29 protein-coding genes are annotated in these 25895 nt (G+C 49.0%); 12 read left to right on the top strand and 17 right to left on the bottom strand.

Annotated features, from left to right (window positions below; translation table 11 throughout):
* Nucleotides 1-155 precede the first annotated feature (155 nt).
* The 8 genes from NT239_01945 to NT239_01910 form a co-directional block, all read right to left on the bottom strand.
* Entirely contained in the window at nt 156-686 is a 531-nt protein-coding gene (locus tag NT239_01945; protein XGA71624.1) for an alpha/beta hydrolase, read from the bottom strand.
* 162 nt (nt 687-848) lie between these two features.
* Nucleotides 849-1343 carry a peroxiredoxin family protein gene (locus NT239_01940; protein ID XGA71623.1) on the bottom strand — a complete coding sequence of 165 codons (495 nt, stop codon included), beginning with the start codon at nt 1341-1343 and terminating at the stop codon, nt 849-851.
* A 19-nt stretch (nt 1344-1362) separates the two neighbouring features.
* Nucleotides 1363-1818, bottom strand: coding sequence for a DoxX family protein (locus NT239_01935; protein XGA71622.1), 456 nt, complete (start codon nt 1816-1818; stop codon nt 1363-1365).
* A 116-nt stretch (nt 1819-1934) separates the two neighbouring features.
* A complete protein-coding gene (locus tag NT239_01930; GenBank protein ID XGA71621.1) occupies nt 1935-2183 on the bottom strand; it encodes a DUF2282 domain-containing protein in 249 nt (82 codons plus the stop codon).
* Between the two features lie 12 nt (nt 2184-2195).
* Nucleotides 2196-2594, bottom strand: a complete 399-nt coding sequence (locus NT239_01925) for a DUF302 domain-containing protein (protein ID XGA71620.1) — start codon at nt 2592-2594, stop codon at nt 2196-2198.
* Between the two features lie 2 nt (nt 2595-2596).
* Entirely contained in the window at nt 2597-2860 is a 264-nt protein-coding gene (gene grxC, locus NT239_01920; protein XGA71619.1) for a glutaredoxin 3, read from the bottom strand.
* 120 nt (nt 2861-2980) lie between these two features.
* Nucleotides 2981-3478 carry a YHS domain-containing protein gene (locus NT239_01915; GenBank protein XGA71618.1) on the bottom strand — a complete coding sequence of 166 codons (498 nt, stop codon included), beginning with the start codon at nt 3476-3478 and terminating at the stop codon, nt 2981-2983.
* Between the two features lie 65 nt (nt 3479-3543).
* Nucleotides 3544-4080 carry a peroxidase-related enzyme gene (locus tag NT239_01910; GenBank protein ID XGA71617.1) on the bottom strand — a complete coding sequence of 179 codons (537 nt, stop codon included), beginning with the start codon at nt 4078-4080 and terminating at the stop codon, nt 3544-3546.
* Between the two features lie 128 nt (nt 4081-4208).
* Here NT239_01910 and NT239_01905 point away from each other — a divergent pair, with 128 nt between their 5' ends.
* Both NT239_01905 and NT239_01900 read left to right on the top strand, forming a co-directional pair.
* Nucleotides 4209-5108 (top strand): LysR family transcriptional regulator, encoded by a 900-nt coding sequence (locus NT239_01905; protein XGA71616.1) that lies wholly within the window; start codon nt 4209-4211, stop codon nt 5106-5108.
* Nucleotides 5109-5321: 213 nt separating this feature from the next.
* Nucleotides 5322-6512 carry a tyrosine-type recombinase/integrase gene (locus tag NT239_01900; GenBank protein ID XGA71615.1) on the top strand — a complete coding sequence of 397 codons (1191 nt, stop codon included), beginning with the start codon at nt 5322-5324 and terminating at the stop codon, nt 6510-6512.
* A gap of 102 nt (nt 6513-6614) precedes the next feature.
* Here the strand turns inward: NT239_01900 and NT239_01895 are convergent, their stop codons facing one another.
* The 3 genes from NT239_01895 to NT239_01885 are packed head-to-tail and all read right to left on the bottom strand — an operon-like array spanning nt 6615 to nt 7807.
* Complete coding sequence (locus NT239_01895) at nt 6615-7043, bottom strand: DUF86 domain-containing protein (GenBank protein ID XGA71614.1); 429 nt, start codon at nt 7041-7043, stop codon at nt 6615-6617.
* Nucleotides 7033-7449, bottom strand: coding sequence for a nucleotidyltransferase domain-containing protein (locus NT239_01890; GenBank protein XGA71613.1), 417 nt, complete (start codon nt 7447-7449; stop codon nt 7033-7035). Before NT239_01890 ends, NT239_01895 begins: the two co-directional genes overlap by 11 nt.
* Before the next feature lie 10 nt (nt 7450-7459).
* Entirely contained in the window at nt 7460-7807 is a 348-nt protein-coding gene (locus NT239_01885; protein XGA71612.1) for a hypothetical protein, read from the bottom strand.
* A gap of 63 nt (nt 7808-7870) precedes the next feature.
* On the opposite strand from NT239_01885, the gene NT239_01880 reads away from it, so the two are divergent.
* The 4 genes from NT239_01880 to NT239_01865 all read left to right on the top strand — a co-directional run bounded on the left by NT239_01880 (nt 7871) and on the right by NT239_01865 (nt 10979).
* Nucleotides 7871-8080, top strand: coding sequence for an AlpA family phage regulatory protein (locus NT239_01880; GenBank protein ID XGA71611.1), 210 nt, complete (start codon nt 7871-7873; stop codon nt 8078-8080).
* A gap of 963 nt (nt 8081-9043) precedes the next feature.
* Nucleotides 9044-10033 carry a hypothetical protein gene (locus tag NT239_01875; GenBank protein ID XGA71610.1) on the top strand — a complete coding sequence of 330 codons (990 nt, stop codon included), beginning with the start codon at nt 9044-9046 and terminating at the stop codon, nt 10031-10033.
* Nucleotides 10034-10150: 117 nt separating this feature from the next.
* Nucleotides 10151-10396, top strand: coding sequence for a hypothetical protein (locus NT239_01870; GenBank protein ID XGA71609.1), 246 nt, complete (start codon nt 10151-10153; stop codon nt 10394-10396).
* Between the two features lie 367 nt (nt 10397-10763).
* Entirely contained in the window at nt 10764-10979 is a 216-nt protein-coding gene (locus tag NT239_01865) for a hypothetical protein (GenBank protein XGA71608.1), read from the top strand.
* Between the two features lie 3 nt (nt 10980-10982).
* Here the strand turns inward: NT239_01865 and NT239_01860 are convergent, their stop codons facing one another.
* Nucleotides 10983-11741, bottom strand: a complete 759-nt coding sequence (locus NT239_01860; protein XGA71607.1) for a hypothetical protein — start codon at nt 11739-11741, stop codon at nt 10983-10985.
* A gap of 203 nt (nt 11742-11944) precedes the next feature.
* Here NT239_01860 and NT239_01855 point away from each other — a divergent pair, with 203 nt between their 5' ends.
* Nucleotides 11945-13492 (top strand): prepilin-type N-terminal cleavage/methylation domain-containing protein, encoded by a 1548-nt coding sequence (locus tag NT239_01855; GenBank protein XGA72844.1) that lies wholly within the window; start codon nt 11945-11947, stop codon nt 13490-13492.
* 55 nt (nt 13493-13547) lie between these two features.
* Here NT239_01855 and NT239_01850 read toward each other — a convergent pair whose 3' ends face one another.
* The 3 genes from NT239_01850 to NT239_01840 all read right to left on the bottom strand — a co-directional run bounded on the left by NT239_01850 (nt 13548) and on the right by NT239_01840 (nt 17629).
* On the bottom strand, nt 13548-15143 hold the full coding sequence (locus NT239_01850; GenBank protein ID XGA71606.1) for a hypothetical protein: 1596 nt from the start codon (nt 15141-15143) through the stop codon (nt 13548-13550).
* Nucleotides 15144-15258: 115 nt separating this feature from the next.
* On the bottom strand, nt 15259-17247 hold the full coding sequence (locus tag NT239_01845) for an AAA family ATPase (protein XGA71605.1): 1989 nt from the start codon (nt 17245-17247) through the stop codon (nt 15259-15261).
* Complete coding sequence (locus NT239_01840; GenBank protein ID XGA71604.1) at nt 17240-17629, bottom strand: hypothetical protein; 390 nt, start codon at nt 17627-17629, stop codon at nt 17240-17242. Before NT239_01840 ends, NT239_01845 begins: the two co-directional genes overlap by 8 nt.
* Before the next feature lie 1359 nt (nt 17630-18988).
* Here NT239_01840 and NT239_01835 point away from each other — a divergent pair.
* From NT239_01835 to NT239_01825, 3 genes are all read left to right on the top strand, one after another.
* The gene (locus NT239_01835) at nt 18989-20128 is read left to right on the top strand and encodes an integrase domain-containing protein (protein ID XGA71603.1); all 1140 of its coding nucleotides are present in this window, start codon (nt 18989-18991) and stop codon (nt 20126-20128) included.
* 53 nt (nt 20129-20181) lie between these two features.
* The gene (locus NT239_01830) at nt 20182-20550 is read left to right on the top strand and encodes a hypothetical protein (GenBank protein XGA71602.1); all 369 of its coding nucleotides are present in this window, start codon (nt 20182-20184) and stop codon (nt 20548-20550) included.
* A 466-nt stretch (nt 20551-21016) separates the two neighbouring features.
* Entirely contained in the window at nt 21017-21505 is a 489-nt protein-coding gene (locus NT239_01825; GenBank protein XGA71601.1) for a thermonuclease family protein, read from the top strand.
* An 854-nt stretch (nt 21506-22359) separates the two neighbouring features.
* Here NT239_01825 and NT239_01820 read toward each other — a convergent pair.
* Both NT239_01820 and NT239_01815 read right to left on the bottom strand, forming a co-directional pair.
* Entirely contained in the window at nt 22360-23169 is an 810-nt protein-coding gene (locus tag NT239_01820; protein XGA71600.1) for an HAD family hydrolase, read from the bottom strand.
* A gap of 124 nt (nt 23170-23293) precedes the next feature.
* On the bottom strand, nt 23294-23926 hold the full coding sequence (locus tag NT239_01815) for an SOS response-associated peptidase family protein (protein XGA71599.1): 633 nt from the start codon (nt 23924-23926) through the stop codon (nt 23294-23296).
* Between the two features lie 99 nt (nt 23927-24025).
* Between NT239_01815 and umuD the strand changes: the two genes are divergently transcribed.
* Together umuD and NT239_01805 are read left to right on the top strand one after the other, a co-directional pair.
* Nucleotides 24026-24475: a translesion error-prone DNA polymerase V autoproteolytic subunit gene (gene umuD / locus NT239_01810; GenBank protein ID XGA71598.1), complete on the top strand. Its 450-nt coding sequence runs from the start codon at nt 24026-24028 to the stop codon at nt 24473-24475.
* Nucleotides 24472-25737 carry a Y-family DNA polymerase gene (locus NT239_01805; GenBank protein XGA71597.1) on the top strand — a complete coding sequence of 422 codons (1266 nt, stop codon included), beginning with the start codon at nt 24472-24474 and terminating at the stop codon, nt 25735-25737. Before umuD ends, NT239_01805 begins: the two co-directional genes overlap by 4 nt.
* Nucleotides 25738-25895 lie beyond the last annotated feature (158 nt).

The raw sequence follows: 25895 nt of genomic DNA, 5'->3' as shown, positions 1-25895 counted from the left end.
GGGCTTGCGCGATGAAACTGGTGTTTGCACTTTCGCGAGCTGGGCGACCAGTCAGCCCAGACCCGTATGCTAATCAATGCCCAAGAAAAAGAAAAGTGCGGCGTGTTGCAATGACGATATTTATGGGCTTGGCATGAAGTTTTCTTTGCGGTGCGCTAGAGCGTGCTGAGCAATTGTTGCAGCAGCTGCTTGCCTGCGGCCCATTCACCCAAATTACTACTGCCATTGATATGCCCCGCAGCGCCAATACAAATAAATTCACTTCCCCAACTGCAGGCACAGTGCTGAGAAAACGCCAGCTCAGCGTAGGGATCGTTTGCGCTGGCGACCACTAGACTTTTGAAATTAAAGGCTTGCGTTGGAAATTCATTAAAGCTATTGGCTTCAACTGGAAAAACTTCCGCCATAGGATTTGGCGGCGCAACCAACAGCGCGCCCTGAATTTCTAATTGGCTTGCAGCCGCCCAGTGCGAAACTAATAAACAACCCAAACTATGCGCAATTAATACCGTATTGGGACCGCTTTGCGCTACGGTGCTTTCTAAGCGGGCGACCCATTGGCTGCAATCTGGCTGAGTCCAATTATCTTGTATGACGCGACTGAAACTAGGACTAGCGCGCTCCCAATGTGTTTGCCAATGATTTTGATCGGAATCGCCAATACCGGGCAAAATTAAAAAATTCATTGTTTCTCCGCTTTGACGCTTTGAGTCATTTGCCTTAAGCGCCTTTTAGCCCATGTATTGCCATGAAGGCCACTTCATTATTAATGTACATAAGCATACCCCCATTGGTTTGCTGAGCCTACACTGCGCAGCAAGCCAGAAATGGCAGCAAACTATTGATACTTAATTATTTTGCAGCGAAGTCCAAATCTCATCCCAGTCTGCATCCTGAATCACGCCTTCGCGCGTTAGCGTGATTTCGCCATTTTTGCCGATCACAAAGACGGTTGAGTCGTTTTTCAATTCGCCAAAGCTGTCTTGATGCACTGAGTCGGGCCGCCATAGCAGCGGAAATTGCTCGTCTTTGGGCGTGGTGGCGCGCACCAGTTCGGCGTAGCTGCGAAACAGCTCTGGCTTGCTGTCTAGGCCGATCCCTAACACATTAAAACGACTGGCTTTATTAGCTTTGTAAAATTCCCGGATCAGCTTGAAGTTGTACACACAGGTGGTGCAACCCGCTTTAAAAAACACCAGCAAAACGGTTTGGTCTTTAGCGCGCACTTGCGCCAGATTCACCGCTTTGCCGCTGATGACATCACGCCCTTGTAGTGTCGGTGCTGCATACACACTGCTGCAGATTAAACTGAACCACAAAGCACTGAGCCAGAATTTTTTCATTGTGAATCCTATGGTGGGTTTATTGAGAAGCACGCGCGCGGAACAGCACACGATCGAGCGCCCAACGTTGTAGCGGGATCGCGATTAGCGCCAGCAACATTAAACCCCATTCAAGATGATCTTGCACCGCGCTGGGCATATCTTTCAACACATGGTAGTAAGAGAGCAACGCTACGGCATTAAGCGCGAAGAGTCCCAGCGCAGACAAGCGAGTAAATAGGCCCAGCACCAGCAACACCGGCAAGATAAGTTCGCCAGCCGTTCCGCCGAAGGCCGCCAATTGCGGCGATAGCAAGGGAACGTGATATTCGTCGCTGAACAACATCACCGTGGTGTCCCAATCGGCGATTTTGGTCAGGCCCGACATGAAAAAGATTTTGCCGATATACAGGCGCAGAGCCAAATCGGCGAGCGGTGCAATGGCGTTGAGCGGTGTCGCTTGCGCTAAGCGTTGAAGCAATGGGGATGAAAGCATAATGAAGTCCTTTATTGGATGCTGCGGTTTAGTCGATTCCGCGTTAAAAATCTAACAAAAAAATCCCCTTGCTAAGCAAGGGGCAAAGAGGAAGGAGATTCGATGCGACTTAAGGGTTACAACGGCGTGAGCGAACCCTTCATCGCCAGGCAACTGCCTTTGGCGACGAGTTTCCACTCTTTACCATCACGGTCTTTCTTGGCCATGCCGGCACAAGAATGACCGTTGGCGGCACAATCATTCGCGCCCGCTTTGGCGACGCCAAAGCATTTTTCTTTGCTGGGGTCAGCGGCCAGGCTAGGCTGGCTGGCGAGCGCCAGCACTGCGGTCATGGCGCCGGCCAAAATCAGTTGTCTGCGATCCATCTTTTTGATCCTTTAGTGAATGCTGTGGCTGAGCAAGCTATGCAGCCCACGCAGCGGGGTGAGTAATTCGTCGTCAAATCCATGACGCAGTTGCAAATAATCGGGCTGATTCAGGTACACCCAAACTTGCCCGTGGCAGTCTTGGCTCACCAAGGCTTTCAGTGGTAAATCCAAACCGGTGCTGCTGGCTGAATTCATTAAAGCGGTGCCGATTTTGGGGTGTCCAAAGATCAATAATTGCGTGGGGGCCAATTCCAATTGCTGCTGCTTAGCCTGCGCTTGATGATCGATCTGGGCAAAAATGGTCGCCCCTTTGCTCTGAATCGCGGAACTTAAGCGGGCAATCGTTTCGCTAAAGTCATACGCCGAGGCGATTTTGTCGATGCCAAAGGCGTTCGGTTCTTCACACATGGCTACACCCCTGCTTGTGCCAACCAAACCGGCAATTGGCCAGATTGATCGAGGGCTAATAAATCGGTAAAACCACCCACGTGCCGATCACCAATAAAAATCTGCGGGACCGAGCGACGCGCGGTGCGCTCTACCATGGTGGCAAATTCGTCTGGATTTTGATCAACTAAAATTTTGTTCACGGCTAAACCTTTGCGCGCGAGCAAATTTTCAGCCTGAACGCAAAATGGGCAAGAACGGGTACTGTAGAGGGTGGTGGTTGACATGTTGCGTCTCCTTTTTCTTAAACCATTGCGCTCGCCAGAGCGAACTAGCAACTGGATATGACGGGTATATCGCTAAGATCATTTTTGATCATTGCATGCAGCGATATACCCATGGGTTAATTACAAATCTTTCGGTGCTTTATCTTTGATTGACGGCCATTCCATATTGGCTTTCTTCAGATTGCCCGGTACGTCTTGCAACCATTTTTTCTGTACTTCTTTATTCACGTTCAGGTACAGCTTGCCATCTACAATCTTCCAAGCTTGTGGATCACCATCCAACTTCTTGTCCAAGGCCACGCCCATCGCGCAGAAGCCGCCAAACTGGGGTGCGTAGTGCGCTGGGTTCGCCGTGAACTTGTCGCGGTTGGCTTTGCTAGCAAAGTGATAAGTCACGCCATCGTGCTGCGCGCTGTACGCGGCATTGCCCAAGGTCGGTGCTTTAGCGGTGAAGTACGCCACTGGGTCGTAGCCTTTCAGGCCAACGCCTTGTTCATCCACATTCACTGAGGCAGTCGACGTTTCGTCGTAGGCCATGGCAGTGCTCGGTACAGCCGCCAAGAATGCGAAGCCAGACATCAAAGTTGCGGCGATCAGGGTTTTGCGAAAATTCAACATGGGATAAGTCCTTTTAAAAAATAATAAATAGTCAGTCGTGGGGGTGTTACGGGTTAAATCATTAATTAAGCTAAAGTCACTTTCGGGAAGTCGATTTCCAAGCGGCTGGCTTTGCCCAAGATATTGGTCAGCAAGTTCATGCCGACGTGAGTAATAATCTCGACGATGTCCGCATCGCTAAAACCAGCGTTACGCGCTTCGATCAATTCGGCGGTGGTGATTTCGCCTTTGTGCTCAGCCAAAGAGCGCGCCAATTTCACGGCAATCGCGGCTTTCGCATCTTGGCTAGTACCGGCACGGTTAGCCGCGATTTCGTCGCCATTCAAACCGGCGCCTTTACCGATCGCGGTGTGCGCTGACAGGCAGTATTCGCAAGAATTTTGCTGCGCCAAAGCCAAGGCGATACGTTCACGCGTTTGCAAATCTAGGCTGCCTTCTTTGGCAATGCCGTGCAGACCGAGGAAGGCGCGCAGTGCCGCAGGTGAATTGGCAAACACTTTCAAGAAGTTCGGCACAATGCCCAGCTGGGCATGGATGGCATCAAACAAAGCTTGTTGTTCGGCAGTTGCAGTTTCAGTAGTAACGACGTTAATGCGGCTCATGGTGTATTCCTTTAGTTGGTTAATTTGTTTCGCTCGGTGTTGAGCGAATGAGTGCATTGTGCCGATCTTCACTTGAAAGAAGAATCCACATGAATGACAATAGATTGTTGCTAAAAATGGAATAAATCATGGATCGCTTTCATCAGATGACCGTCTATGTGGCGGTGGCCGAAACCGAGAGCTTTGCCGCCGCAGCGCGCAAACTGGCGATGTCGCCGCCGGCGGTGACCCGTGCAGTGGCCGCCTTGGAAGAAGATTTGGGCGTGAAACTGTTGAACCGCACCACCCGCTATGTGCGAGTAACCGATGCGGGGCAACGCTATCTGGACGATGCACGGCGCATTTTGGCCGAAGTGCAGGAAGCCGACGAAGTGGCTGCCGGCATTAACGCCGAGCCGCGCGGCCATCTGACCATCACCGCGCCAGTGCTATTTGGCCAGTTGTATGTGATGCCGCAGGTGGTGAAATTTTTGCAGCGCTATCCGGATGTGGATGTGTCGGCAATGTTCCTCGACCGGGTGGTGAATATGCTGGAAGAAGGAGTGGATGTGGGTATCCGTATCGGCGCCTTGCCAGACAGTACCATGCGGGCAATACGGGTAGGTCAAGTGCGCCGCGTACTGTGCGCCTCGCCCGATTATTTGGCGCAATATGGCATTCCACAAACGCCGAATGATTTACTGCAACATCAAATCGTCGCCGCCAGCAGCATCAGCCCGACCATTGAATGGAAGTTTGGCGAAGATGAGCAAACCAAAATCGTGCGCATCAAACCACGCATTACCGTCACCAGCAATGACGGTGCGATTTCAGCGGTGCGCAATGGCGCAGGAATAACGCGCCTGATGTCCTATCAAATTGCGGAGTATTTACACAGCGGTGAATTGAAAACGGTCTTGGGTGAATTTGAAGCCAAACCACTGCCGATCCATGTAGTACACCGCGAAGGCCGACACGGCTCAGCCAAAATCCGCGCCTTTGTCGATTTTATTGCACAAGCACTGAAAGACAATAGTTCGCTCAATTGATGCCAAAAAATAAAGCCCTTATGTAAAGGGCTTTATTGAACGATTCTGGAGCGGGCGATGGGAACTATAATAGTGTCCACTGGCGTCCACTGGCGTCCAGTGGCGTTCTTTAAGGGATTGATATTTATCGTATTAATTGTTTTTTTAGTACAATACTGTCCAATGAGGTTCTATACTATCCATATCAAAATGTGGGGTAGGATGTGGGGTAAAATGGCGCTATTGACTGAGGCAAAAGCACGAAATATCAAGCCAACAGATAAAGCTATTTCTCATGGTGGAGTGCCTGGGTTAAGGCTGATTCCCAGTAAAGCAAAAGGGCATGGGCGGTGGGAGCTACGTTTTGTATCCCCGCTTACAGGTAAGCGGCGAGATGCCGGATTAGGTAGTTACCCCACAATTGGCATCGCTGCAGCCAGGGAAAAAGCAGAGGCTATGCGGCTTTTGATTTCGCAAGGCATAGACCCAATCGAGCAGGCCAAAGAAGCGGCAAAGTTGGCTGCCCCTATTAAACATACTTTTCAATCAGCAGCCCTTGCTGCATTGCCTGATTTGCAAACTCGTTGGAAGGCTGAGAGCAGTACGGTGCGCTGGATGGGGCGCATGACTAATCATATTTTCCCAATGATTGGGGATGTGAAAATTGAAATGCTTACCGTTGATCATGTAGCCGCGGTATTAAGGCCTATTTGGACTCGCCAGCCTGAGACCGCATCAAAGGTGAAGCACGACATTGGCTTGGTCTTAAGATGGTGCAAAGCCAGAAAATTGGTTGAGGATATTGTATCAACCGATGTGGCGGATGTACTGGGCAAAGCGCTGGAAAGAAAACCAACACATCAGCCTATGATGCCTCATGAACACATACCAAATTTCGTGAAAGATTGTTTGCTTGGCAATGCGAGCGTGAGTAAAAATTTAATGTTATTCACAATATTAACCGCCGTGCGATCTGCAAATGCGAGAGAGGCAGTATGGACTGAGTTCGATTTCACAACGGGGGTTTGGTCGATTCCGGCTTCAAAAATGAAGACTGATAAGCCGCTTCGACTCCCGATTTCTTCCGGTGTCATGGATATTCTTATTCAACAGCAAGGCTTGCATCCAGAACTCGTTTTCCCTTCGCCTCGTGGTTTGGTTCTGAGCGACATGGCAATGACGAGTCTTTTGCGTAAAACAAATGCAATTTCAGATGTTGAAGGTCGCTCCGCAACTGCACATGGATTTAGATCCGCGTTTAAAATTTGGGCGGTAGAGGAGGGCTATCTTGATGAACTGAGCGAAATAGCGCTTGGACATTCGATAGGTACAAAAATAACACGGGCTTATCGACGAACAGATCAGTTGGAGCAGCGTAGAGTCATGATGCAAGCATGGTCTGATTATGTTCTTGGCAAAATTTGAGCTCAGCACTCAATGAGTCACTTTCTGGTATTTTTAAATCAAAATCGCGCTGATTTTTTGACGAGGGACGCGGGGTTCTATCGGTTTAATTTTGGCTAACATTCACTGATTATTCGTCGCCCGATCCTTGATTAATAGAGTTTTACTGTAAATAAGGAAGTCTTCCAGATGCTGGGTGATCACTGCAATGGTGATCGGCAATTGCAAGGTTTGATAATCATGTACCGCGATATTGCGAAACCCCACCATCTTTTGCAGGCTCGTTGCTAGGTCGGTTTCAATCCATTGCGCGGTCGCGAGTAGGGCAAATACATCGCGCGCACTTTGTGGAACACCTAGTTGTTCACGGCGGATCAGATGCTGCCCCATATCCAGCGCGGCCTCACAAGCACGTTGGATATTCAGAATGGCCGCATCTTGGCGCGTGAAGTCCGTATCAAAGCTGGCTACGTCTTTGTGATATTCCTCACGGGCACGCATCACGCAACGCTCAATCGTTGCGGCTTTATTAATCAAAACATCATCGGCCATACACGCTTCCTCTTTGCTGAATATCTTTGAGAATACCTGAACGCGCCGTATCCAAGTTTGTTTTTTCACTCAAAATAAAGCTCTCGAAAATGGCTGCTTGCGAGTCCAGCGCCCACAATCGTTGTCCTTGAGTGATGATTTGATATTGCATCACGGTTGAGGCCTGCCGCAAATCGATCAGATCTACGTCCCGATTTATCGATGCGGCAACATTTTGGCCGATTTGCCACAAGGCAACTGGATCGCTGTGACCTGCCAATAATACGGCAAGATCAACGTCGCTTTGTGCATCGTTTTCACCCTTGGCAAAGCTGCCAAATAAATACACTGCCAGCAAATTGGGAAAAGCACTTTGTAGCTGCGCCAATATATTTGCTAGTGGTAGTGATGTTTTTTGCTCAGTCATATTCAGCACTTTAATTTTTCCCCATCGCCAACAAATCAAACACCACCCTTGCAAACTTATTCGCTTTGCTTGGATCGGATAGCAGCTGCAGCATCTGGTTTTGATGCGCTGCGCTGCTGTCCATGATGGCGTTGTCGATGGCTTTGGCAAAGTCGCCTAACATCGCTTGCTCGGGTGTGTTGTTGGCAATCTGCTTCATCACGATGGCGTTTTCGCCTATTAAATAATCAATCACCGGTATCGCTGGCTTAGGAAGGGGCGTCAATTCTGTTAACAAAGCCCTTTGGGGTCGTCTCACACTCTGAATCCTATCAAAAACCACCCCACATTCGATGATGTTCGCAAGAAAAAAATCCATTACGCTGGCTTCACTGGTTTTTTGAGAGGAAAACCAGCTTGAAAACTTTTTAGGAGATCTCACATGGAAACCAAGGAAATTGCATTCGTTCGTTTGCCAGAATTGTTGGCGATGCTCAAAATGGCGCGATCAACGGTTTACGGTAGAATGAATCCCCGTTCGCGATCTTTTGACGCAAGATTTCCGAAAAAAATAAAAGATGGAGGGAGAGTTCTGTGGGTGCGGCAAGAAGTCGAGGCTTGGATGCTGACTTTGAGCAACAATCGGCCGTGAGTGTTTTGGTCGACAAATTTCGGACGGAAAATTAAGTTGTTTTTCCTTGATGGCGGGCGCTAGCCCGCCATAGGCTTAGTGGGGGCGTTGCCAGTTGTAATAGGCCATCAGGTAGGATTGCGTTTCGACTGGGCTTTGACTCTATGGAAGCTTTTTCGCCCTATCTTCGTCCTGCGAGTTGTTCACTCCTAGTGATCCAGTAGCTTTTTCGGTAACGTAAAGCTATTCACCTGTTGTTTTTTACGTGCTAAGCCTTACGATTGCGAACTCAATCTACCCGCTAATATTTCACAAACCCAAGCTCTGGCTCGAAACTTCTAGCTTGGCGTTCCTTTGTCTTGTGGCCTCGCACGTTCGATTGACCTGGGTTTGATCGAGAATCATAACCATGCCGTGTGAACGCTCTATTCAATCTGCAACTCATCAATTATTTCAATTTATGGTCGAGAGTGTTCCGCTGATGCAGCCACACATGTGCGTTTTCGATTAATCGACATGCCAGCGCGTGTCGCACATCAATTTTGTTTTGCGCGATGTAGATTCCTGATATGGCTGTAGATTGGAATGAACAGATCATGCCGATTACAGGGGGCTGGCTATCTTGTTGTACGCCTTTGCTGCCGCTATACATATAAATCGATAGTTCCAAAGTATCGGTCATCGTGTCGACGAGGCCGCTATCTCGGAAATCAGTCCTTGTATTCTTAGCATTAGCCATCTTTCGCATGATGTGAAACGAGTCTGTGTTGAGCTGCTTCGCGACATCATCGAATCTAGTGATTTATTTTGCAGTTTCAGTTGTGAAGCCCTTTTTTACCCTCTTGACAGAGTGACTTCGCATGAGAATATGAAATCGAATTGACTCACAGTGTCTGTGGATAACCTCCTTCGCTGATTGGGTGATGATTAAGGTAGAAGTGGACTGTGTTTGTGGTGCTCAAAATTTAATCAAAGGTGATTTCAATGTATCGTGAAATTTATGAAGCGTTGTTTGCCCGCAAAAAATCAAATGTCGCGAGCTCTAAAACTGACGGCAATCGCTATGCAGAGTACGACGGCTTTAATGAGGCTTTAATGAAAGGTGATTTGGAGTCGATCTACGACCGGCTGGCGGTGACGACCAATTTAAAAGAATCGCTCAAGCAGCTCACGTGGGCCGTTGAGTATTCGAGTAGAGAAGAATATCGGGAACATGCACATTTAGTTTTCATTCCGTTCCAGATTATCTTGCGAGGCGAGGCGCGTCCGAAGGTGAAATTGGATGTTGCACTGTTCCGCGAAACGATGATCCGTAGCTTTAAAATTCCTTCAGATATGATGGTCGATGTTTTGGACCATGTCGTTCCATTTGAAGGGCTGGATACGATGGATTATGTTGCTGCGCGAGAATTTCTAGATCGTGGGCTTGTGTTTGGCATTAATGAGGCGTCTAAAACTGCGTTCTATCCCGGCCTTGAGGAATTTGTGACCGTCAAAGACGATGCAGGCATGGATGCTCATATCTGCCTTGGTGCGGTTCCTGTCTTAATCAGCAGCAGCTCAGGTTCTTCATTTGCTAAATGCAAAATCATTTCGGAGGTTGTGCCACAAGCACTGGCCGATGTGGTGCGTTTTGCCTATACGGACAAATTGACGGAATGTGAGGTGAACGTTGGCCAAAACGTCGGCTTTGTCTTCCTAAATGCGATGCTGTCGGGAATGACTGTTAGGAGTCATATTGTCCACGCGCGACACAAATTCCCCGACGTGACGAAGGTGTATTTCAAGCAGGAAGAGAACGACTTGGCTTTCCTCAACACATGGAGCCTGTATTTTGCCACCGACGATGGCGAAGTGCGCCAGAAAATGGAGTTGGAACTTCGCAGTGAGATGGAAGAAATTGAGCTTGATTACATCTGCAAGCACCTTACATCCAATGCGCTTATATATAAGTTCACGGGCAAGAGTCATTGAAACAAGGTCGTATTTTGCTGTTTTTAATCCGTATTTAAATATTGTAATTAAATGAAAACTAATTAAAAAAATGGTGGGATGTTCACTGAACAAAACATCCAAAAGGAGAGAGTGCGCATGTTAAAAAACAAAAAACAAATCATACTGCCAACAACGAAAGACTTAATCATCGCCGTCGTCATCGCTGGTATAGGTGCAATCATCATGCCGTATGTCGAGGACATTAGCATGGCAAAAGCGTTTGGCCTTGGATTCTTCTGCCTATATATTGGCGCTTTACTCGACAAAAATACAAAGTCAGTTGTGCTTTGCTATGGCACTATATGTGTGGTTGCCTTGCTAGCAAACTACTTGATAGCCTAACAATCCAACGAACAACCACGCTTAACGCCAAGGCAAAGCGTGGTTATTCAGACCTCCCAATCACAGCTTATTAATTGCGCACATTGTCAATGACGGACTTTATCTTCTATCGCTCCACTTATTACGGGCATAGTGCATAAAAAGTACAGTGTATCTGTGATTGGGCAAACATCCCTGTTCAAGAGATGTATGCGAGCTCATCCATGCAATTTAATGATTGATTTTGCCTCGTGGTTTTACCAGGCAGGGGGGCAGAATCGATTCCTCGCTTGATCTTATTCACACTAGTACCACTGCTCAGAACAGCATCATTCTCCGTATTGACTAGTATTAGGAGCACTACATCGCCACCGACAAATGGCATTTGATGATGCAGCCATCGCCAAGCAAACTACTCAAAACCTTGCAGCAAGAGTTCACCCTGCAAATCCATGGCCATACGATTGAGTTGGAAGGCGACGTAATTTGGTACACCAAACCGCAAGGTCACGAAGGGCTGTTGAACTCGTCGCGAAGCCTTGTGGATTTGACGGTGTTTTTAAAGCAGTTGGCGCTCGGTGCGCATCACGGCTATCCAGTGTGACGCTCAGCGACCAAGAATGCTGTAGTCACTGTACTCACTATTTGCAATGGCGGTAACCAGATCATAGCGGTTGTGCTTTTTGGTCAAAATTAAGTAAACGGCGTTGATGTGGTCATAAACAAAAACCGGCGTCACTCTGTATTTAGCTCGAGCTTTTTTGACTGCGTGCTCACAGGGCGTGATGCACTCGAGTTTCTTGCCTTGCATCCCAAGGCTACTGATCGCAGTAAGATAAAGATCTTTGCTGTTTTTGTAATTTTCAGCGCGTTCGCTCAAGCGTTCTAGGGCATGGCGGGTTACTTTAACGCCAGCGCGCAAAGCGGTGCAGAACACATAGTCAGGCGTAGGCGCATCAACGGTAAACAATTCAGCTTTCGGCAATGGCAGCGACATCCACGGTTGATGCGCATTGTTGACGGTCACATCGGCTTGCGCATATTTAGTGGCGATCGCATGCGCGTAATCGACTAAATGGCGTTTTTCCGAGTCGGCTGTTTTGAGTTTGAGGATTGACCCAAACGACACTTGTAACTGCAGGCTGCGGCCAGATTTAGGGCGATTAGCCAAGCCTGGGGCGCAAGTGAAGGCTTTTTGAATCGCGAACAATTCAGCCGCGATCAATACATCTTCATCAGGGATTGATGGGTCGGTGATCTTGATGAGGTAATGACCACGGCAATGCTCAGGGTGGTCAGTGAAAATAACGCGAGCGCAACGAGGCTTGCCCTCAACCGCAGAGGTTTTGAATTTCATGAAAAGCATAATTAACTCCAAAGCATGCTGCAAAAGCAGCGATTAGAAAGAAAATCAATCATTCAACAATGGCATTGACCAGAACATTGGATAAATCCATTGTGTTGGCTCTGTCGTATAACATACTGAAAAAACAAGCGGATTAATCGTGTTGGGTCCGACATGTTTAGTTACGGAAAAGTTGTGCCAACGAAATAAGCATAGACCAAAAAATCACTTGTCAAGCAAATAGGAGAGCAGTCAAGTTCCGAGAACTTCAAAAAAATCGACAAACCGGCTTCACCTTAATTGAGTTGACGGTTGTACTGATTATTGCGGGCATGATTGCCGTTTACGCAGGTTATGCCGAACAAGAGCGACTGCAACAGCAACGTGTCCAGTCGTATGCCAAACAACTCGATACGCTCGCTAAATCGGTTCAGTCCACTTATTTAGTTCGCGCTTCCAGCAAAATCGTCGCTGGCCAGCCTGTACCTGGCTTTGCGAATCCGCTGCGCCCAACGGTTGCTGAAATGAAAGCCGCGGGGATGCTACCGAGTGACCAAGTCACATCAGGCATTTTTGGTGGCAACTTCGCCATTGAATTACAAGTTCAGCCAACAGGCTGCACGCCGCCCATGTGTGATGTCGGCGGGATTGTTCGCAGCTCAACCCCATTGCTGCACGAAAAAGGCGGGGTAGACGAAGTCTCGCTCGGCGCCTTGCTGCTGACCGGCCCTGATTACGCCGTATCCACCACCGCCAATCCAGCTCGGTTCACTTCCGCACAAAGCGCATGGACATTACCCAACGCGCTGGGTACAGCAGGTCTGGTCGCGGTTCGTGTTGGCTATAATTCGTCTGGGTGGGGCGCTTTTGTACGCACCGATGGCACCACCGCCATTAACGGTAACCAAGTCATTAATGGCAATACCACGCTCAATGGTAATACCACGATTACCGGCGCGGCGACCACCAACAACTTAAATGTCAGTGGCACGACCACATTGCTTGGCGCTATGAATGCGCAAGATATTTCTTTCCGCCATGCGACAGGCACGGGCAATACCACCATTCAGGGGCAAACAACCACCAATGTCTTACGAGCCAATGGCGCGACCACGCTCAATGCAGGCCTAACGGTGAATGGCGCTCAAAACAATACCGGCAATTTGACTGTGGGTGGAACATCCAGTTTTGCGGGTAATGCCACCTTTGCCAATAACGCCACCGTCAATAATCGCCTGACCGCCACCACGCTGAAAGGCGATGGTGCGCAAGTCGTGAACGTACAAAATGCCGTACGCTCGTCCTTGGCCAACTACGCTACGCGCGCGACGACGGCTGATACTGCTGCACTTGCAAATTGGGCCAACGAAGCAACACTCGTCAATTGCCGTGGTGTTTATGGTGCAACGGGGCCACAAAACAATATGTGTGACATTAGAAACCGTCCTATTCCTACGCCAGCCCCTGTCATTACAACCCGAACCTTTGAGACACTTGGGGGTACTGCACAGTGCGGCCTCAGCGGCAGCGCCGGTGGTGGTGGCGGGGCAGGTACGGCATACTATGTAACTGCTAAGGCAGAATGCACCGTGCGGTATGTTGATGGCGTACGAGATCGTATGATCTCAAATAGCCGTACTGGTTATTACCAAATAAATGGAAGACCCGGAATACCTGCTGGTTGGTTTGATGCTAACGACCAACGTATGTCCAATAGCTTCTCATGCGGAAACGATATACCTGCTCCAGCATACCCACCTGAATGCTACTAATCAGACCAAAAAAAAAGACTGCCGAGGCAGTCTTTTTGTTTGAGGGGAGCTTAAATTACCAGCCTTGTTTCGGCACCGGCAACTTACTATTTTGAATGCGCGTTTCAATAAACTTTTTATCTGGCATATCACTAATGCCATTCGGATATTTAGCCCAATACGCCGTTGAGCCTAAAGCCAGCAACTCCGCTTCGCTCATTTTACGCGCACGTTCTGTATATGCCATCATCTGCATCGGCCAGTAATCACGAATCATCCGTTTTACTTGATTATCGGCCATATACAATGAGTTGGCGCAATAGCTGGTGACACTGGTGTAGGCACGCGGATTCAGTAGCACCACTTTATTGTCGTAGCTTGCCAGATCGATATTCCAAACCCCGCCCAAACCACCATTTAGGTAAGGGTAATTCACATCATCCAGACGTGCGCTACACGCGCCTGAATCACCCACAGAGCCCCAATCATTCAATACCTCCTGAATCCAGCCTCGCTTTGTTAGCTGAGTTGTGAACTCATTATTCAATGAGTCTTGCACCACAGCAACAAAACCACCCCACGAAGTGACCCCGCCGACATTTGAGGCTTTCACAAAGCCCATGTAGTAGTCGGATTCAACTGCCTGATTGGCAGTCACATCGCTTTGGCGTGCTGCTGTCAGTGCATTTTTGGCTGGCGCTAAGATTGAGTCGCCGATCACATCCGGCGCACTAATGCCATCACCTTGATTGCTCACTACAGCAACAGGCCGAGTTTTAACAATCACATTGGATACCGGAATCGCCGCCATCAATGTACGACGCAAATAATCATCACTTGGCACCGATGGCGCATGGCCGTTCACTGTGACCGGCACTTTTACGATGGTCAATGGCTCAACCACTTTTGGCTCAAACGTATAGGTCTTGGCATTGTCCGTCGCAATTGCATCCGTGGTGTCCAATAACGACACTTCAATGCTCAGCGGTTCAGCCGTGATGATGCTGGCTGGCAGCTTAATCACATAGCTGCGGTTCAGATCCGGCATTGGCATCACGGTTTTAACCGCTTTATCCGAAATAGGGTAGCTCACTGGCAACGAGAACTCGTCCTTACCCAACTGGCCTTTGAGTAGTACCACTGGCTGATCTGCCACTTGCGGCAGTAGCCCTTGGGTATTGTTTTTTAGGCCTTCTTCAAACACGATCTGACCGCCATTGACTTTGCGTACAGTCACTTTCAGGGTTGGCGCAACCACATTCGGCTGATTCGCCACCACCACCACCCGCAGTAAAGTATCGCGATTAGCCACCAGTGCAAAATAATCCGATGTTGGCTCTTTTAAATTCACTTGCCCCATTTCGGCTTTAACCACGGTCAGGTTACTGCTGGTGGTCAAGGCCTGTGCCACCGCCGTATTCGAACCGGTCATGTTTTCCGAATCGCCATTAAAGCCATTCACCAACGCGAATTCAAAATTAGCGCCACCGTTATTCGAAACCGGTGCAGCAGCAGAAACCACAGGCAGCGGTTGCGCAGTCGGTGCAGCAGGTAAAGTGCCAGTATTATTATTAGTATTTGTGCCACCCGCACCGCCGCCACCACCGCCACATGCCACCAACAAAGCCGAGGAAACCGCCAAAGACACATACGTTAATTTTGTTTTCATCATCTCTCCAATTGCATCTACAAGTAATTGCTCATATACACATACTCTCATGCAACTTCGAGCTGTCAATAGCGTTTCGGGGTGTTTCTGGCAAAAAAATCACATTTATTTTATTCATTCAATTGCCTAAAACCCGCACATAACCCCGCTGAAAATCCTCCCAATTGGGCGCACTTCGATCACCACTCACATGACGAATTGCAATCTCATTGAGGCAAGCCTGCAAGACCGACATCGCATTAGCGGGAGATTGACCATCCAAGGCCGCCGCCATCTGATCGTGTAAATGGCCTAAGTCATGGATTTTGTTTTTCTTTTGCCACATTTGAATTAAACCGAGCATGGTTTCTTGATTGGGTAATTCAAAACCAATTTTTTCGGTAAACCGACCACCTCGTAATGCCGCGCTATCCATCATGTGCGGGTTATTTGTCGCCGCCACAAAAACCACATCAGGAATTTTGCCATCAGCACCATCAATGGCTGACAGCAATTTATTGGTGATGGTGGTGGTGTGTGGCGAGTGACCGCGATCTGCGAGCGCATCGTCAGCCTCGTCAATAAACACAATGCACGGACGCAAATTGGACGCTTTTTCCAGCAGATCATCGATCACGGTCGGGTCGCGCAACAGGGCATTACCCGATGTCGGCAAAAACGCCCAACCACTCGACTTCGCCAACGCCCGCGTCGTTAATGTTTTACCCGTTCCCGGAGGTCCGTAAAACAAAACCCCTGTCGGCACAGAGCCACCAAGATCTTCCAATTGTTCAATTTTCATCAAGCGCATGGAGAGGGCATGTAAAGCATCGCGCAATGGCGCATTGCACACCAATTCCTCAATGGTCGGCGTTCCTTCTGGCAAACGGCGCGCATCCCCTTGCACCGTACGCAGCGCAGCCATCCACAAACTAAAATCAATCGTTTTAGCCTGTTTCTGCTTGCCAATATCCACCACAGCTTTAGCAATCGCACTCAGCGTCGCACATGAAAATCCATCCCAACGGCGGCTAATGCGATCCAGCGTTTCTGGACCACTCACCATCGAACCAAAACCCCGCTTCAACGAATCCTTGCGCAATGTTTCCGCTAAGATCGCACGACGCGCCGCCAGATCGGGCGATGGAATCTCAATTTTGAAATCAAAACGCCCAGCACGCACCGCCGCTGTATCAAGTCGATCTAAATAATTGGTCGCTGCCACAATCAACACGCCCGTACCACGGGTGTTCACCAGCTCGGTCAACAATAAATTGGTAATCTTAGGCGCTTCACTTTCGGAGCTACTGACTGCACTGCGGTCAATGATTAAGGAATCAATTTCGTCCATGAACAAGACGCAAGGCGCTTGAGCGCGAGCTTCCTTAAAGAGCTGCACCACTTGTTCAGAGGTTTGGTTAATCCAGCGTGAAGCAAAATCACCAAATGCCACACTAATGATCGGCAAATCAGCCTCACCCGCCAGCGCATTGGCGAGCATGGTTTTACCGTTACCTGGCTTACCAAACAGCAAAATCCCATTGCGACCATCTTGCTCATTGAGCGCGCAATCCAAAGCCGCCTTCATTTCAGCCTTGGTTTTGTTCATCCCGACCACCTCAGCAAAGGTTGTTTTCGATGGCTCCGCAGGATAGTTAAATACCGGCAATGCTTCCTCCGCGCCTTCTTCATCATCAACCCCGATCAAGGGTTGCTGCGCACGGGCTTTTTCCCCTTGGTGATTCGGGGCGGCTGGTGTAGCAACACCTTGTTGTTTTGGAAAAATGGATGTGATCGCCGACGCGGCTAAAAAGATCAGCCCTGCCATTAAGTTAGGCACATTTAACGCCAGTGCCAAAACGAATAGAACCCAAAAGGTCAAACTCAATAATGGGCCAGCTAACGTCGAACTCTGGCGCAGCGCCATCACAAAGGCACAAGCCACTGAGAAACCGATAAAGGCCACGAATTTTAAGTGCGACCAGAAAGGGTTGGCATCGCCTGTGCGCACCACATCATCCACCACCACGGCCAACAAAATGGCAAACGTAGCATAAGACAGCCAAGCCACATGACGGCCAAAGCGTGATGGATCACTCATCGTCGGAGTAGGGGTCAATTTAGACATTTTTTGCACCTCGTTTCGCTTTTTTCTTTGGCGTGACCACTTCGACAGGCTGCGGCTCACTATCGATCAGCACTAAATCCATGCCGAACGATGGGACAAACAAATCGCTCTCGGCCTTCGATGCCGTCAACATGAATGCCGCTTTGACATCGGCGTGCAATCGAGCAGGGGCGCTCACCGTGGTATGCGCCACCGTTTTGCCTTTCTCCCTCTGCCACTTGAGTGAATCTAGCGTGCAATGAAGCTCAACTTGCTGACTGCAAATCTTCTCAGGCCCATTGGTCACCATGAGATCAAAGCTAGATACCAAGACTTTGGCACACAGGTACAACATGCCAAATGCACAAACACAGCAGAACACTATTTCACGAGTTAGTCGCATGATGCCTCCAAGCAGTCACATTCAAAAAAAGACTAGCACGGGAATTCAACTTGGCAAGACCCCAAAACAATCGAAACCTAGCAAAAACCACCCCGTTTTCGAGCAAGTACGTTGAAATTTTTTAAGACAGAATTAGTGGTATTCAACCTAAATGGATCGACCAATGCTCAATCGGAATAAAAAGGAACGCCCTATCGAGGAAGAAATGCTTGATAACGCGCCGCTAAAGGCATAGCCAATATCATTGAAAGACAACCAAAAACCAATCAGACTCAAACAACATGAACAACTCACGGAAAATACGAAATCACTAAGGCACCAAAACAAATAAGTTGGATGAAATATTGACCGGATCAGTCGAAAAACTGACTTGGCCAAATGCGTGCACATCTAAAAATTTGATTATTTTTCACTCACCTTCGGCTTCATCTCATAAAAGAATGGCTGTGAAATCCAACATTCCATCCCCTTAACACAGTTCACTGGCCGCAATCGGCATCCAAAAATTCGCCCTCACAAGCAGACCACTTCACTTTCAGATCGCCCATGTTTAAGGCTGGCCTCTGGTGATGTTCAGGCATTCATCGCTGTTTTTAAGAGCTAGCCGATCAGGGCGCAGCAACCCAATTGTTTCGTAATCAAGCAAATCCAAAACTAAGATCCGATGATCGAAAAAGGATCTAGAACAAACCAATGTAGCCTCCGACCCAACACCAAAAATTTAGTAATTCATCAGAAATCAAACCTAGAGGCTCTGCTAGATCCAACGCTGTCGCGGCTTAGAACGAAGAATTAATCCCAAAAAAAAACTAAAACGAAAAGATTAAACAAAAAACATTGACAAATCGCATGGTTGCCAACTAAATTTTAAGCATCCAATCGGATGCGAGCTGACGCGCCTCAGCAACGAAATTCCAAGGCCAATGCGCCAAATCGACACCAGTCACCCTCTGCAACACCCAATGATCGTTCGCCAATCATGGCAATGATCCACGCTTCGAGCGACACTCCAAGCCATTATGGCGAATCCCAAAACTGCGCGTGCGGTGCATGCCACTGACAGTCCTTTGCTACCGAAGGCAACGCAAAACCCTAATTCACACTCAACACTCTCCCCGAAGCCAAAACGCTTCATGCGATCTTCGATGAAAAAGTTCATCCCTGATCGAGCAGGCCAAAGTTGCCGAGCTCAAGCAAATGCGGGAGAAACGTCAGAACACACGCTGGTCGCAGGCGTGAAGTGGACGTGGTGTTGAGACGCAATCCGAACGCACGCAATGTGCGCCAGATTCAGACCGGTCATTTGGAGACCCAAAAACCAACCACCTGTCGAGAGCTCCATCCGCTCGAAGGTTCACCGTGACGGTGGCGCGTGAAATCGACCGAAACGTCGAAATCTGCGGGAGACCCGTTTTGAAGACTTGCTATTGCGACGAAAGACAAAGACGAAAGAACGAAAAATTATGCCCGGAGAAAAAAATGAAGAAAGTAGCACCAGCCGATGAAGCACAGCAAACCCAAACCTCAGTGTTATGCCGCGCGCTTGAACAACACGTTCGGCAAGGCGATATCCTAAGGCAATTGGGCGTTGTGTTTAAAGTGTTCTTGGGCGGTGCAGCGAAGCGGGATAAGGTCATCAGCCACAAGACAAAGGAGATTCGCGAACAAACAATCGTGCAGGCGTATAGGCAGCTCAAGCAGGATGGCTTTGCCATTAAAGACATTCGCAACATCAAGCCCAAGCACATCAACCACCTGATTGGGGTGTGGCAAAAAAATAATCTCAGTGTCGCGACGATGCACAGTCGTTTGTCGATCCTGCGGGTGTTTTGCGAGTGGTTGGGCAAGAGTGGGATGATCCCCCCTGCCGCGAAATTGCTGCCAGAACACCAAGCCAAACGAAGCTATGTCGCAGAAAAGGACAAAAGCTGGACCGCGCACGAAATCGATCCAGAACAGCTTATCCGGCAAATTCAGCAATTCGATCTCTATGTGGCGATGCAGCTGGAAGTGATTCAAGCCTTCGGTCTGCGCCGCAAAGAGGCAATCTGTTTCAAACCGTGGCAAGTGGAAACCCCAGAAGGCGATGCAATCCGCATCTACTCCGGCACAAAAGGTGGGCGGCCAAGAATGATCCCAATCGACACGCCGCAAAAGCGGGCTGTTATTGAAGCAGCAAAGGCCTTTGTGCCACACAAGCAAGCACACATAGCAGATCCAGACAAAACACTGAAACAGAATATCGCCCGATTTGGATATGTGATGCTGCGGTTTGGCATCACCAAAGAAGCCAGCGGTGCCACTGCACATGGCTTGCGACACCAATACGCGAATGACCGCTTTGAAGAGTTCACCGGAAACACCACTCCAGTGCGTGGTGGTGATGGGCGGGTGGACGAAGCGATAAACGAGGCGCGGTATCGCGTGAGCGAAGAGTTAGGCCATAGCAGGATCAAAATCACCAACAGTTACTATGGGAAATTTCAGCGCCAAGGTTGAAACTCGACAAAACCGCACAATAACTGTACATCAAGCAGCTAACGCATGCTGCCATGGTCAGTGCCAAGCATTTAGCCAGTCTGACCATGCAAGTGCTGAATCACGTGCCGCAACTGATATTCTGGCAGGTGGCTATCGCCATATACGCCGACCCGACAACGACTATTGTGGTACTCACCGAAATACAGAAAGCAAGTTTAGCCCAATTGGTCCATCTGACAGGGATCTTGTTGGCGATGATGATATTTACGGTATTTTTGGCGGCATTCATTGTCATGTGCCTGGACGAACTTGCCGCGCATGGCTACCGTAACTATTTCGATGAATCGCTGCAACAAGCAATTAAGTCCTCGATTGGATGCAAGGAGTCGCACGCCCATATTGAGCTCAGACAGATTAGACTAAGCCTAGGCACCCAATGAGCCAGTAATCTGCAATATGATTGAAGTTGAAATGTGGGGTCTCTACATCTGCCCACATACCAGCAGAACTGCCGTAGCATCATTCTTCGTGAAAACGCGTAATGATGAATTTGGCCGGTTTGACCGCTAACTGTTTATTCCTGTCTCACCGACTGCCGCACTCTCTGATGAGGGGGGGCACGCGGATTCTTTACGCCAGCCTTCTCCGATACAAGCTGCAACCGCCAAAAATGGCTTTAGTCGGTGCAATCGTCGCATCAAAACTATCCCCACCACCGCATCACCGTGCCTTTCAGTATCTTGTCTTGGCTTATTTGCTACCTCGTTCGTATCTGGCGTTAGATCCATATTTATCAAAAAGCTAAAAAGCGACACTAGCGCGAAGTGTGGCAAGGCACGGGCTTTACAAATTATTTTTTTGATCTAAAAGGGTTGTCAATTAGCGAATTACCTAACGGAGACCAATATGAAACACCTACTAAAGATTGCATTCGTCGCCACCCTCTTCGCCGCCACCATGCAAATGGCCAGTGCGGAAGAACCCATTAAAGGCCGAATTTTACAGGTCATCGATGGGAACACGTTTATGTTCATGACCAAAAAAGATAAGCAAACGTTCAAAGTGCGCCTAGCCTATATCGATGTGCCTAAATTAACGCAGCCATATGGACCAAAAAGTAAGTCAATCCTTGAGATCCAGACGCGCTTGTCTAGCTTATCTTCCCTGACTATTTTGGGGCGCGATGACAAACAACAGCTCGTCATCGCTCGCGCTGCAATGTTGGGAGATGTCGATCTCGGGGGATTCCTGCTCAGCCTCGGAGGGGGGACAGTCATCGATCAGACCCCACTCACTGAGGACGCAAAAAAATGGCTACCCAAGTACAAATCAGCCCAAGCACAAGCAAAACAAGCTGAGGTCGGAATGTGGGCCGACACATACCCCGTGAAATAACAATAATTCAAGGCGGACTGATGCATTGACCATGTATCAGCTCGCGCATTGAACAAAGCATTTGAAAATCTTCCGCACGATTTACACAAAGAGATTCCTCACCCAAGCAAGCCATTCCTGCTCGTTTAGCCATCGCAAAAAGAAGAGAGAAAACATGAAACGATTCCTAAAAACCACACTGCTGGCCTTCACATTTGTGCTCACGATCCAGCCTGCTGCAGCTAATCGAAAACATAAACAAATTACGAATGTTTGATCCGTATAAAATTAAGATTATTTTTGATGGTTTCGACTCAGTTTCTCTCGCCGCTTCAGGAAAAATAGTGCAATCAATGGGATGCCCACAAGTAGTAGGATCGGTACAAAAAAAATTAAGAGCAATTTAATTGGACTCATTGTTTCCTTCTAGCTGATTAAGCCAAGGCCGCATATCGACAATGGAAAATTAGTAGGCCGATCAGAATTTCGCAGTACTTTCATCAATGTTGCCGATTTTCGACCGGACTTTATAATCTCAAAGCACCTTCAAATGGCAGAGTGGCCAATAAATATTATAGGTGGATATGAATGAAACGCCCTTGTCCACATCGACTGTTGGGGTTCGAAGGAATTTCTGCATCATCAGTGCTTGCAGATAGTTCGAATGATCGGCTTGGGAATAAGCGATGAGGGGATCAATGCACAAGCAAAGCGATGATGCTATACGTGACTCAATAGGATAAATACGTACATCGGCTAGTTGCTCGGTCTTTCAAATACTAAAGACTGTTTCCTGAAAGTTCGCGTCCACTTTTTTTGCTCGTCGTCATTTACACCAGCTTAGGTGGCTACACTTTTCACCCTAAAACACATAGCTAAATAACTGCCAGCATCGCCTCGATAGCACGCACGACGCCATTCTCCGTGTTTGCGTTGGCGATGTACTTGGCACGCGCGAGTAATTGTGGGTGGGCGTTAGCCATTGCGTACGAGTGCTCGGCGCCGTCGAGCATTTCGAGATCGTTTAGGTAGTCGCCAAATGCAGCTGTTTCGCTACGGCTGACCGTAAGTGCATTCTGCAACGCGAGCAATCCCGTACCCTTATTAACGCCGGCGGCCATAATGTCGAGCCAGTTACTGCCCGATACGACGACCTGCAGCGACTCTGAAAACTGTCGCATATGCGGGTAGACGTTGTGCTCAGACGACTCGAAGTCATAGATGGCGACTTTCAGGATTTCGTCATCGATAGCATCGAAGCTCTCAACGAGTTCAAGACTTAGATAATAGGGGGTCACCTGCTCGACGAAAGCCTCATCATGGCGCACGATATAGGCAGCACGTTTGCCACACAGTACGACACCAAAATCGGCTTTTTGCCGCTGAAGCGCTCCCGTGGCAGCCAAGATCGAGCGTACCGATTCCGCATCGAGACAAACCGAATAAAGTTCTTTTCCATCCAGAACGACATACGAACCGTTTTCTGCAATCACTGGAATTCCACTGCTAATCCCTGCGAACTGTTCACGGATCGTGTGGTACTGTCGGCCACTGGCAGGGCAGAACACTATGCCATGTGTATGAAGGCGCTTAACAAGCTCGGGAAAATCGGCAGGTAACCGCTTGGCTTCATCGAGCAGTGTGCCATCCAGGTCACAGGCAATCAGGCGTACGCCTTGCATCATTTCAATTCCTTATGGGGCAGCATCGTGTATGCAGCGTTTGATAAGAGCAAAAATACCAGAGGGAAGCCTTGTTCGGCTAGTCGCGTTTAACAGAGGATAGAAGTTGCCAAACTGCGAAGTGGTCCTATTGATCGACTTCGAATAAATGGCCAGTGGCGGGGCGTGTGCGTTGAATCGGTTTTTCGGTCGTTTGCATTTGTTCCGCAGGTAGGTGCTTGAGAAAAGCACGCGCTAGCTCTGGATTTGTACAATCCAGCCACGCATCGTAGTCACGCTCGGGAATGATGACCAAGCCCCGTTTTTCATCGTTAGGTTTATGCATGCGTTTCATTAGCGGATGCTCGTCAGCGTTAATCGTGATTTGCGTGAACGAATAACTCAATTGGCCGTTTCCTTCTTCCCACGAGCGCCAAATGCCAGCCACCGCAAAGGGTTCACCGCTGGCGAGGCTGATTTGATGGCGTACTGCTTTGCCCGACTCGTAGCAGGGCTCGAAAAAACCCAGCATCGGTACAAGGCACAGTTGGCTGCTGCGCCATGCTCCGCGATAGCTTTTCAATTCGCCTATCGTTTCGGCCCGCGCATTCATCGTGCTGTAGCGCGTTCCCTGTGGGAGTTTGTGCTGTGGCAAGAAACCATAATTAGCAACAATGGCTTGGCGTGCCATATCACCCGCAACCAAGATTGGCGCCTTGTAGTCTTGCCACACTTCAGCAGGCCAGTCCTCATCGGGTGGCGCGGCTTCAAAGCGAGTCAACAGAGTTTGCTTTGGGATGGATAAATAATTAACACACATCGCAAAAAGAGAACGAACGTTCTATAATGGTCTGGTTCCAGTTCAGATAAGGATACTGCGATGTCGAGTTTTTTGCAGGGGCCATTTCCAGCAGACCCCAATCCAATGGCGCATTACCTGCCGTGGATCGGTGAATCAGTGCCCGCTGGGTTTCCCTCTCCAGCGGCAGATTGGGTTGAAGATCGGGTCGATCTCAACCAGCACTTGATTAGCCATCCAGAGGCGACGTTTTACTTTACCGTGTCGGGCGACAGTATGGTCAGTCACCTTTCAGAGCGCACCATCCCCGATGGTGCAACCTTGGTGGTGGATCGGGCGGTTCAAGCTAAACACAATGACATTGTGGTGGCGGCGATTGATGGCGACTTTACCGTGAAACGACTGTTCCAGCGCGGCAAGCATTTAGCTTTGGTGGCCGAGAATCCTGACTACCCGCCGATTGTGCTCGGTGATGAGCAAGAGCTGTCAATCTGGGGCGTGGTGATTGCATGGATTGTGCGCCCTAAATGATTGCGCTGATTGATGTAAACAACTTCTACGTGAGTTGCCAACGGGTGTTCGAGCCCAAGCTAGAAGGCAAGCCGATGGTTGTGCTGTCGAATAACGATGGCTGTGTGATTTCGCGCTCGGCTGAAGCCAAAGCACTCGGCGTTAAAATGGGAGCGCCTTGGCATCAACTGCGTGAATTTGCCCAAGAAACCGGTTTGATCGCCTACAGCAGCAACTATGCCTTGTATGCCGATATGAGCAATCGCGTAATGCGGGTGCTCGGCATGTTCAGCCCGCACCAGGAAGTGTATTCGATTGATGAATGCTTCTTAGGCCTAAATGGCATCGGCGGCGATCACACTGAGCTAGGGCAATCGATCAAACAAACCGTGATGCAATGGACGGGTTTACCCGTCTGTGTCGGCATTGCGCCGACCAAAACGCTCGCCAAACTGGCCAACCACATCGCAAAAAAACGCACGGGCTTCGCTGGTGTGTGCGAATGGGCCAAGTTCAGCCCTGCGCAGCAATTACAAATTATGCGTGAGATCGAAGTCGGTGATGTTTGGGGTGTGGGGCGTAAAATCTCGCAACGACTCAATCAGCAAGGGATCTACAGTGCGGCTGATTTAGCCCAAGCCAATTCAGAGCAAATTCGTGCGCGCTATAGCGTGGTGTTGCAACGCACGGTTGAAGAGCTCAATGGCCACCCCTGCATTCAGATTGAAGAAATGCAGCCAGATAAACAGCAGATCTTGTGCTCACGCTCGTTTGGTCAACCGATCTACACCGAACAACAATTGGCCGAAGCCATCAGCACCTATATCGCGCGTGCGGCTGAAAAACTGCGATTGCAAAAATCAGTCGCAGCCAGCCTCAGCATCTTTATTCGCACCAATCCATTTCGACCGAAAGACCCACAATACAGTCGGCATGTCATGCTACCTTTGTCGCAAGCCACTGACGACACGTTGAAACTGACCCAAGTGGCTTTATGGATGCTAGCTCGCATCTACCAACCCGGCTTTAGCTATGCTAAAGCGGGCGTGATGCTGAGCGATCTGCAACCCAATACCGCAATCCAAGGACATCTTTTTCTACAAACCGCCGATCCAATCAAACGAGCGGAGCTCAATGCCACCATGGATGAGATTAATAGACGATGGGGCCGTGGCAGTATCTGTTTAGCTAGTGTAGGTGTAAATCACGCTTGGAAAATGAAGCAAAATAGTCTGTCGCCGTTTTGGACCACGAGGTGGACAGATATTCCAAGAGCCAAATAATGCATTAACGCTAAATATTGGTGTGATTCGCCACCGCATTTGTAGCAACACAGTACTTTCGATTTGCTTGATCATCTGGATGCATTTTTACCTGCACAACCAATCTCGCCGATTCAATTAGCCAAGTGCACAGCAAAGTCCGTCAACGAGCCTCAGGA

Origin of the sequence: Chitinibacter sp. SCUT-21 (assembly GCA_041874755.1) — a bacterium.
Taxonomy (GTDB): domain Bacteria; phylum Pseudomonadota; class Gammaproteobacteria; order Burkholderiales; family Chitinibacteraceae; genus Chitinibacter.
This window is presented reverse-complemented; position numbering and strand designations above follow the sequence as displayed.

Coding starts and splice junctions, on each gene's coding strand:
- NT239_01910 (XGA71617.1), bottom strand. CDS start 4,080: ATGAGCCGCATTAACGTCGTTACTACTGAAACTGCAACTGCCGAACAA.
- NT239_01870 (XGA71609.1), top strand. CDS start 10,151: ATGTTAAAAAACAAAAAACAAATCATACTGCCAACAACGAAAGACTTA.
- NT239_01805 (XGA71597.1), top strand. CDS start 24,472: ATGATTGCGCTGATTGATGTAAACAACTTCTACGTGAGTTGCCAACGG.
- NT239_01905 (XGA71616.1), top strand. CDS start 4,209: ATGGATCGCTTTCATCAGATGACCGTCTATGTGGCGGTGGCCGAAACC.
- NT239_01945 (XGA71624.1), bottom strand. CDS start 686: ATGAATTTTTTAATTTTGCCCGGTATTGGCGATTCCGATCAAAATCAT.
- NT239_01935 (XGA71622.1), bottom strand. CDS start 1,818: ATGCTTTCATCCCCATTGCTTCAACGCTTAGCGCAAGCGACACCGCTC.
- NT239_01845 (XGA71605.1), bottom strand. CDS start 17,247: ATGTCTAAATTGACCCCTACTCCGACGATGAGTGATCCATCACGCTTT.
- NT239_01820 (XGA71600.1), bottom strand. CDS start 23,169: ATGATGCAAGGCGTACGCCTGATTGCCTGTGACCTGGATGGCACACTG.
- NT239_01915 (XGA71618.1), bottom strand. CDS start 3,478: ATGTTGAATTTTCGCAAAACCCTGATCGCCGCAACTTTGATGTCTGGC.
- NT239_01900 (XGA71615.1), top strand. CDS start 5,322: ATGGCGCTATTGACTGAGGCAAAAGCACGAAATATCAAGCCAACAGAT.
- NT239_01850 (XGA71606.1), bottom strand. CDS start 15,143: ATGATGAAAACAAAATTAACGTATGTGTCTTTGGCGGTTTCCTCGGCT.
- umuD (XGA71598.1), top strand. CDS start 24,026: ATGTCGAGTTTTTTGCAGGGGCCATTTCCAGCAGACCCCAATCCAATG.
- NT239_01830 (XGA71602.1), top strand. CDS start 20,182: ATGGTCAGTGCCAAGCATTTAGCCAGTCTGACCATGCAAGTGCTGAAT.
- NT239_01895 (XGA71614.1), bottom strand. CDS start 7,043: ATGGCCGATGATGTTTTGATTAATAAAGCCGCAACGATTGAGCGTTGC.
- NT239_01925 (XGA71620.1), bottom strand. CDS start 2,594: ATGTGTGAAGAACCGAACGCCTTTGGCATCGACAAAATCGCCTCGGCG.
- NT239_01840 (XGA71604.1), bottom strand. CDS start 17,629: ATGCGACTAACTCGTGAAATAGTGTTCTGCTGTGTTTGTGCATTTGGC.
- NT239_01865 (XGA71608.1), top strand. CDS start 10,764: ATGATGCAGCCATCGCCAAGCAAACTACTCAAAACCTTGCAGCAAGAG.
- NT239_01860 (XGA71607.1), bottom strand. CDS start 11,741: ATGCTTTTCATGAAATTCAAAACCTCTGCGGTTGAGGGCAAGCCTCGT.
- NT239_01885 (XGA71612.1), bottom strand. CDS start 7,807: ATGGATTTTTTTCTTGCGAACATCATCGAATGTGGGGTGGTTTTTGAT.
- NT239_01930 (XGA71621.1), bottom strand. CDS start 2,183: ATGGATCGCAGACAACTGATTTTGGCCGGCGCCATGACCGCAGTGCTG.
- NT239_01940 (XGA71623.1), bottom strand. CDS start 1,343: ATGAAAAAATTCTGGCTCAGTGCTTTGTGGTTCAGTTTAATCTGCAGC.
- grxC (XGA71619.1), bottom strand. CDS start 2,860: ATGTCAACCACCACCCTCTACAGTACCCGTTCTTGCCCATTTTGCGTT.
- NT239_01890 (XGA71613.1), bottom strand. CDS start 7,449: ATGACTGAGCAAAAAACATCACTACCACTAGCAAATATATTGGCGCAG.
- NT239_01880 (XGA71611.1), top strand. CDS start 7,871: ATGGAAACCAAGGAAATTGCATTCGTTCGTTTGCCAGAATTGTTGGCG.
- NT239_01875 (XGA71610.1), top strand. CDS start 9,044: ATGTATCGTGAAATTTATGAAGCGTTGTTTGCCCGCAAAAAATCAAAT.
- NT239_01825 (XGA71601.1), top strand. CDS start 21,017: ATGAAACACCTACTAAAGATTGCATTCGTCGCCACCCTCTTCGCCGCC.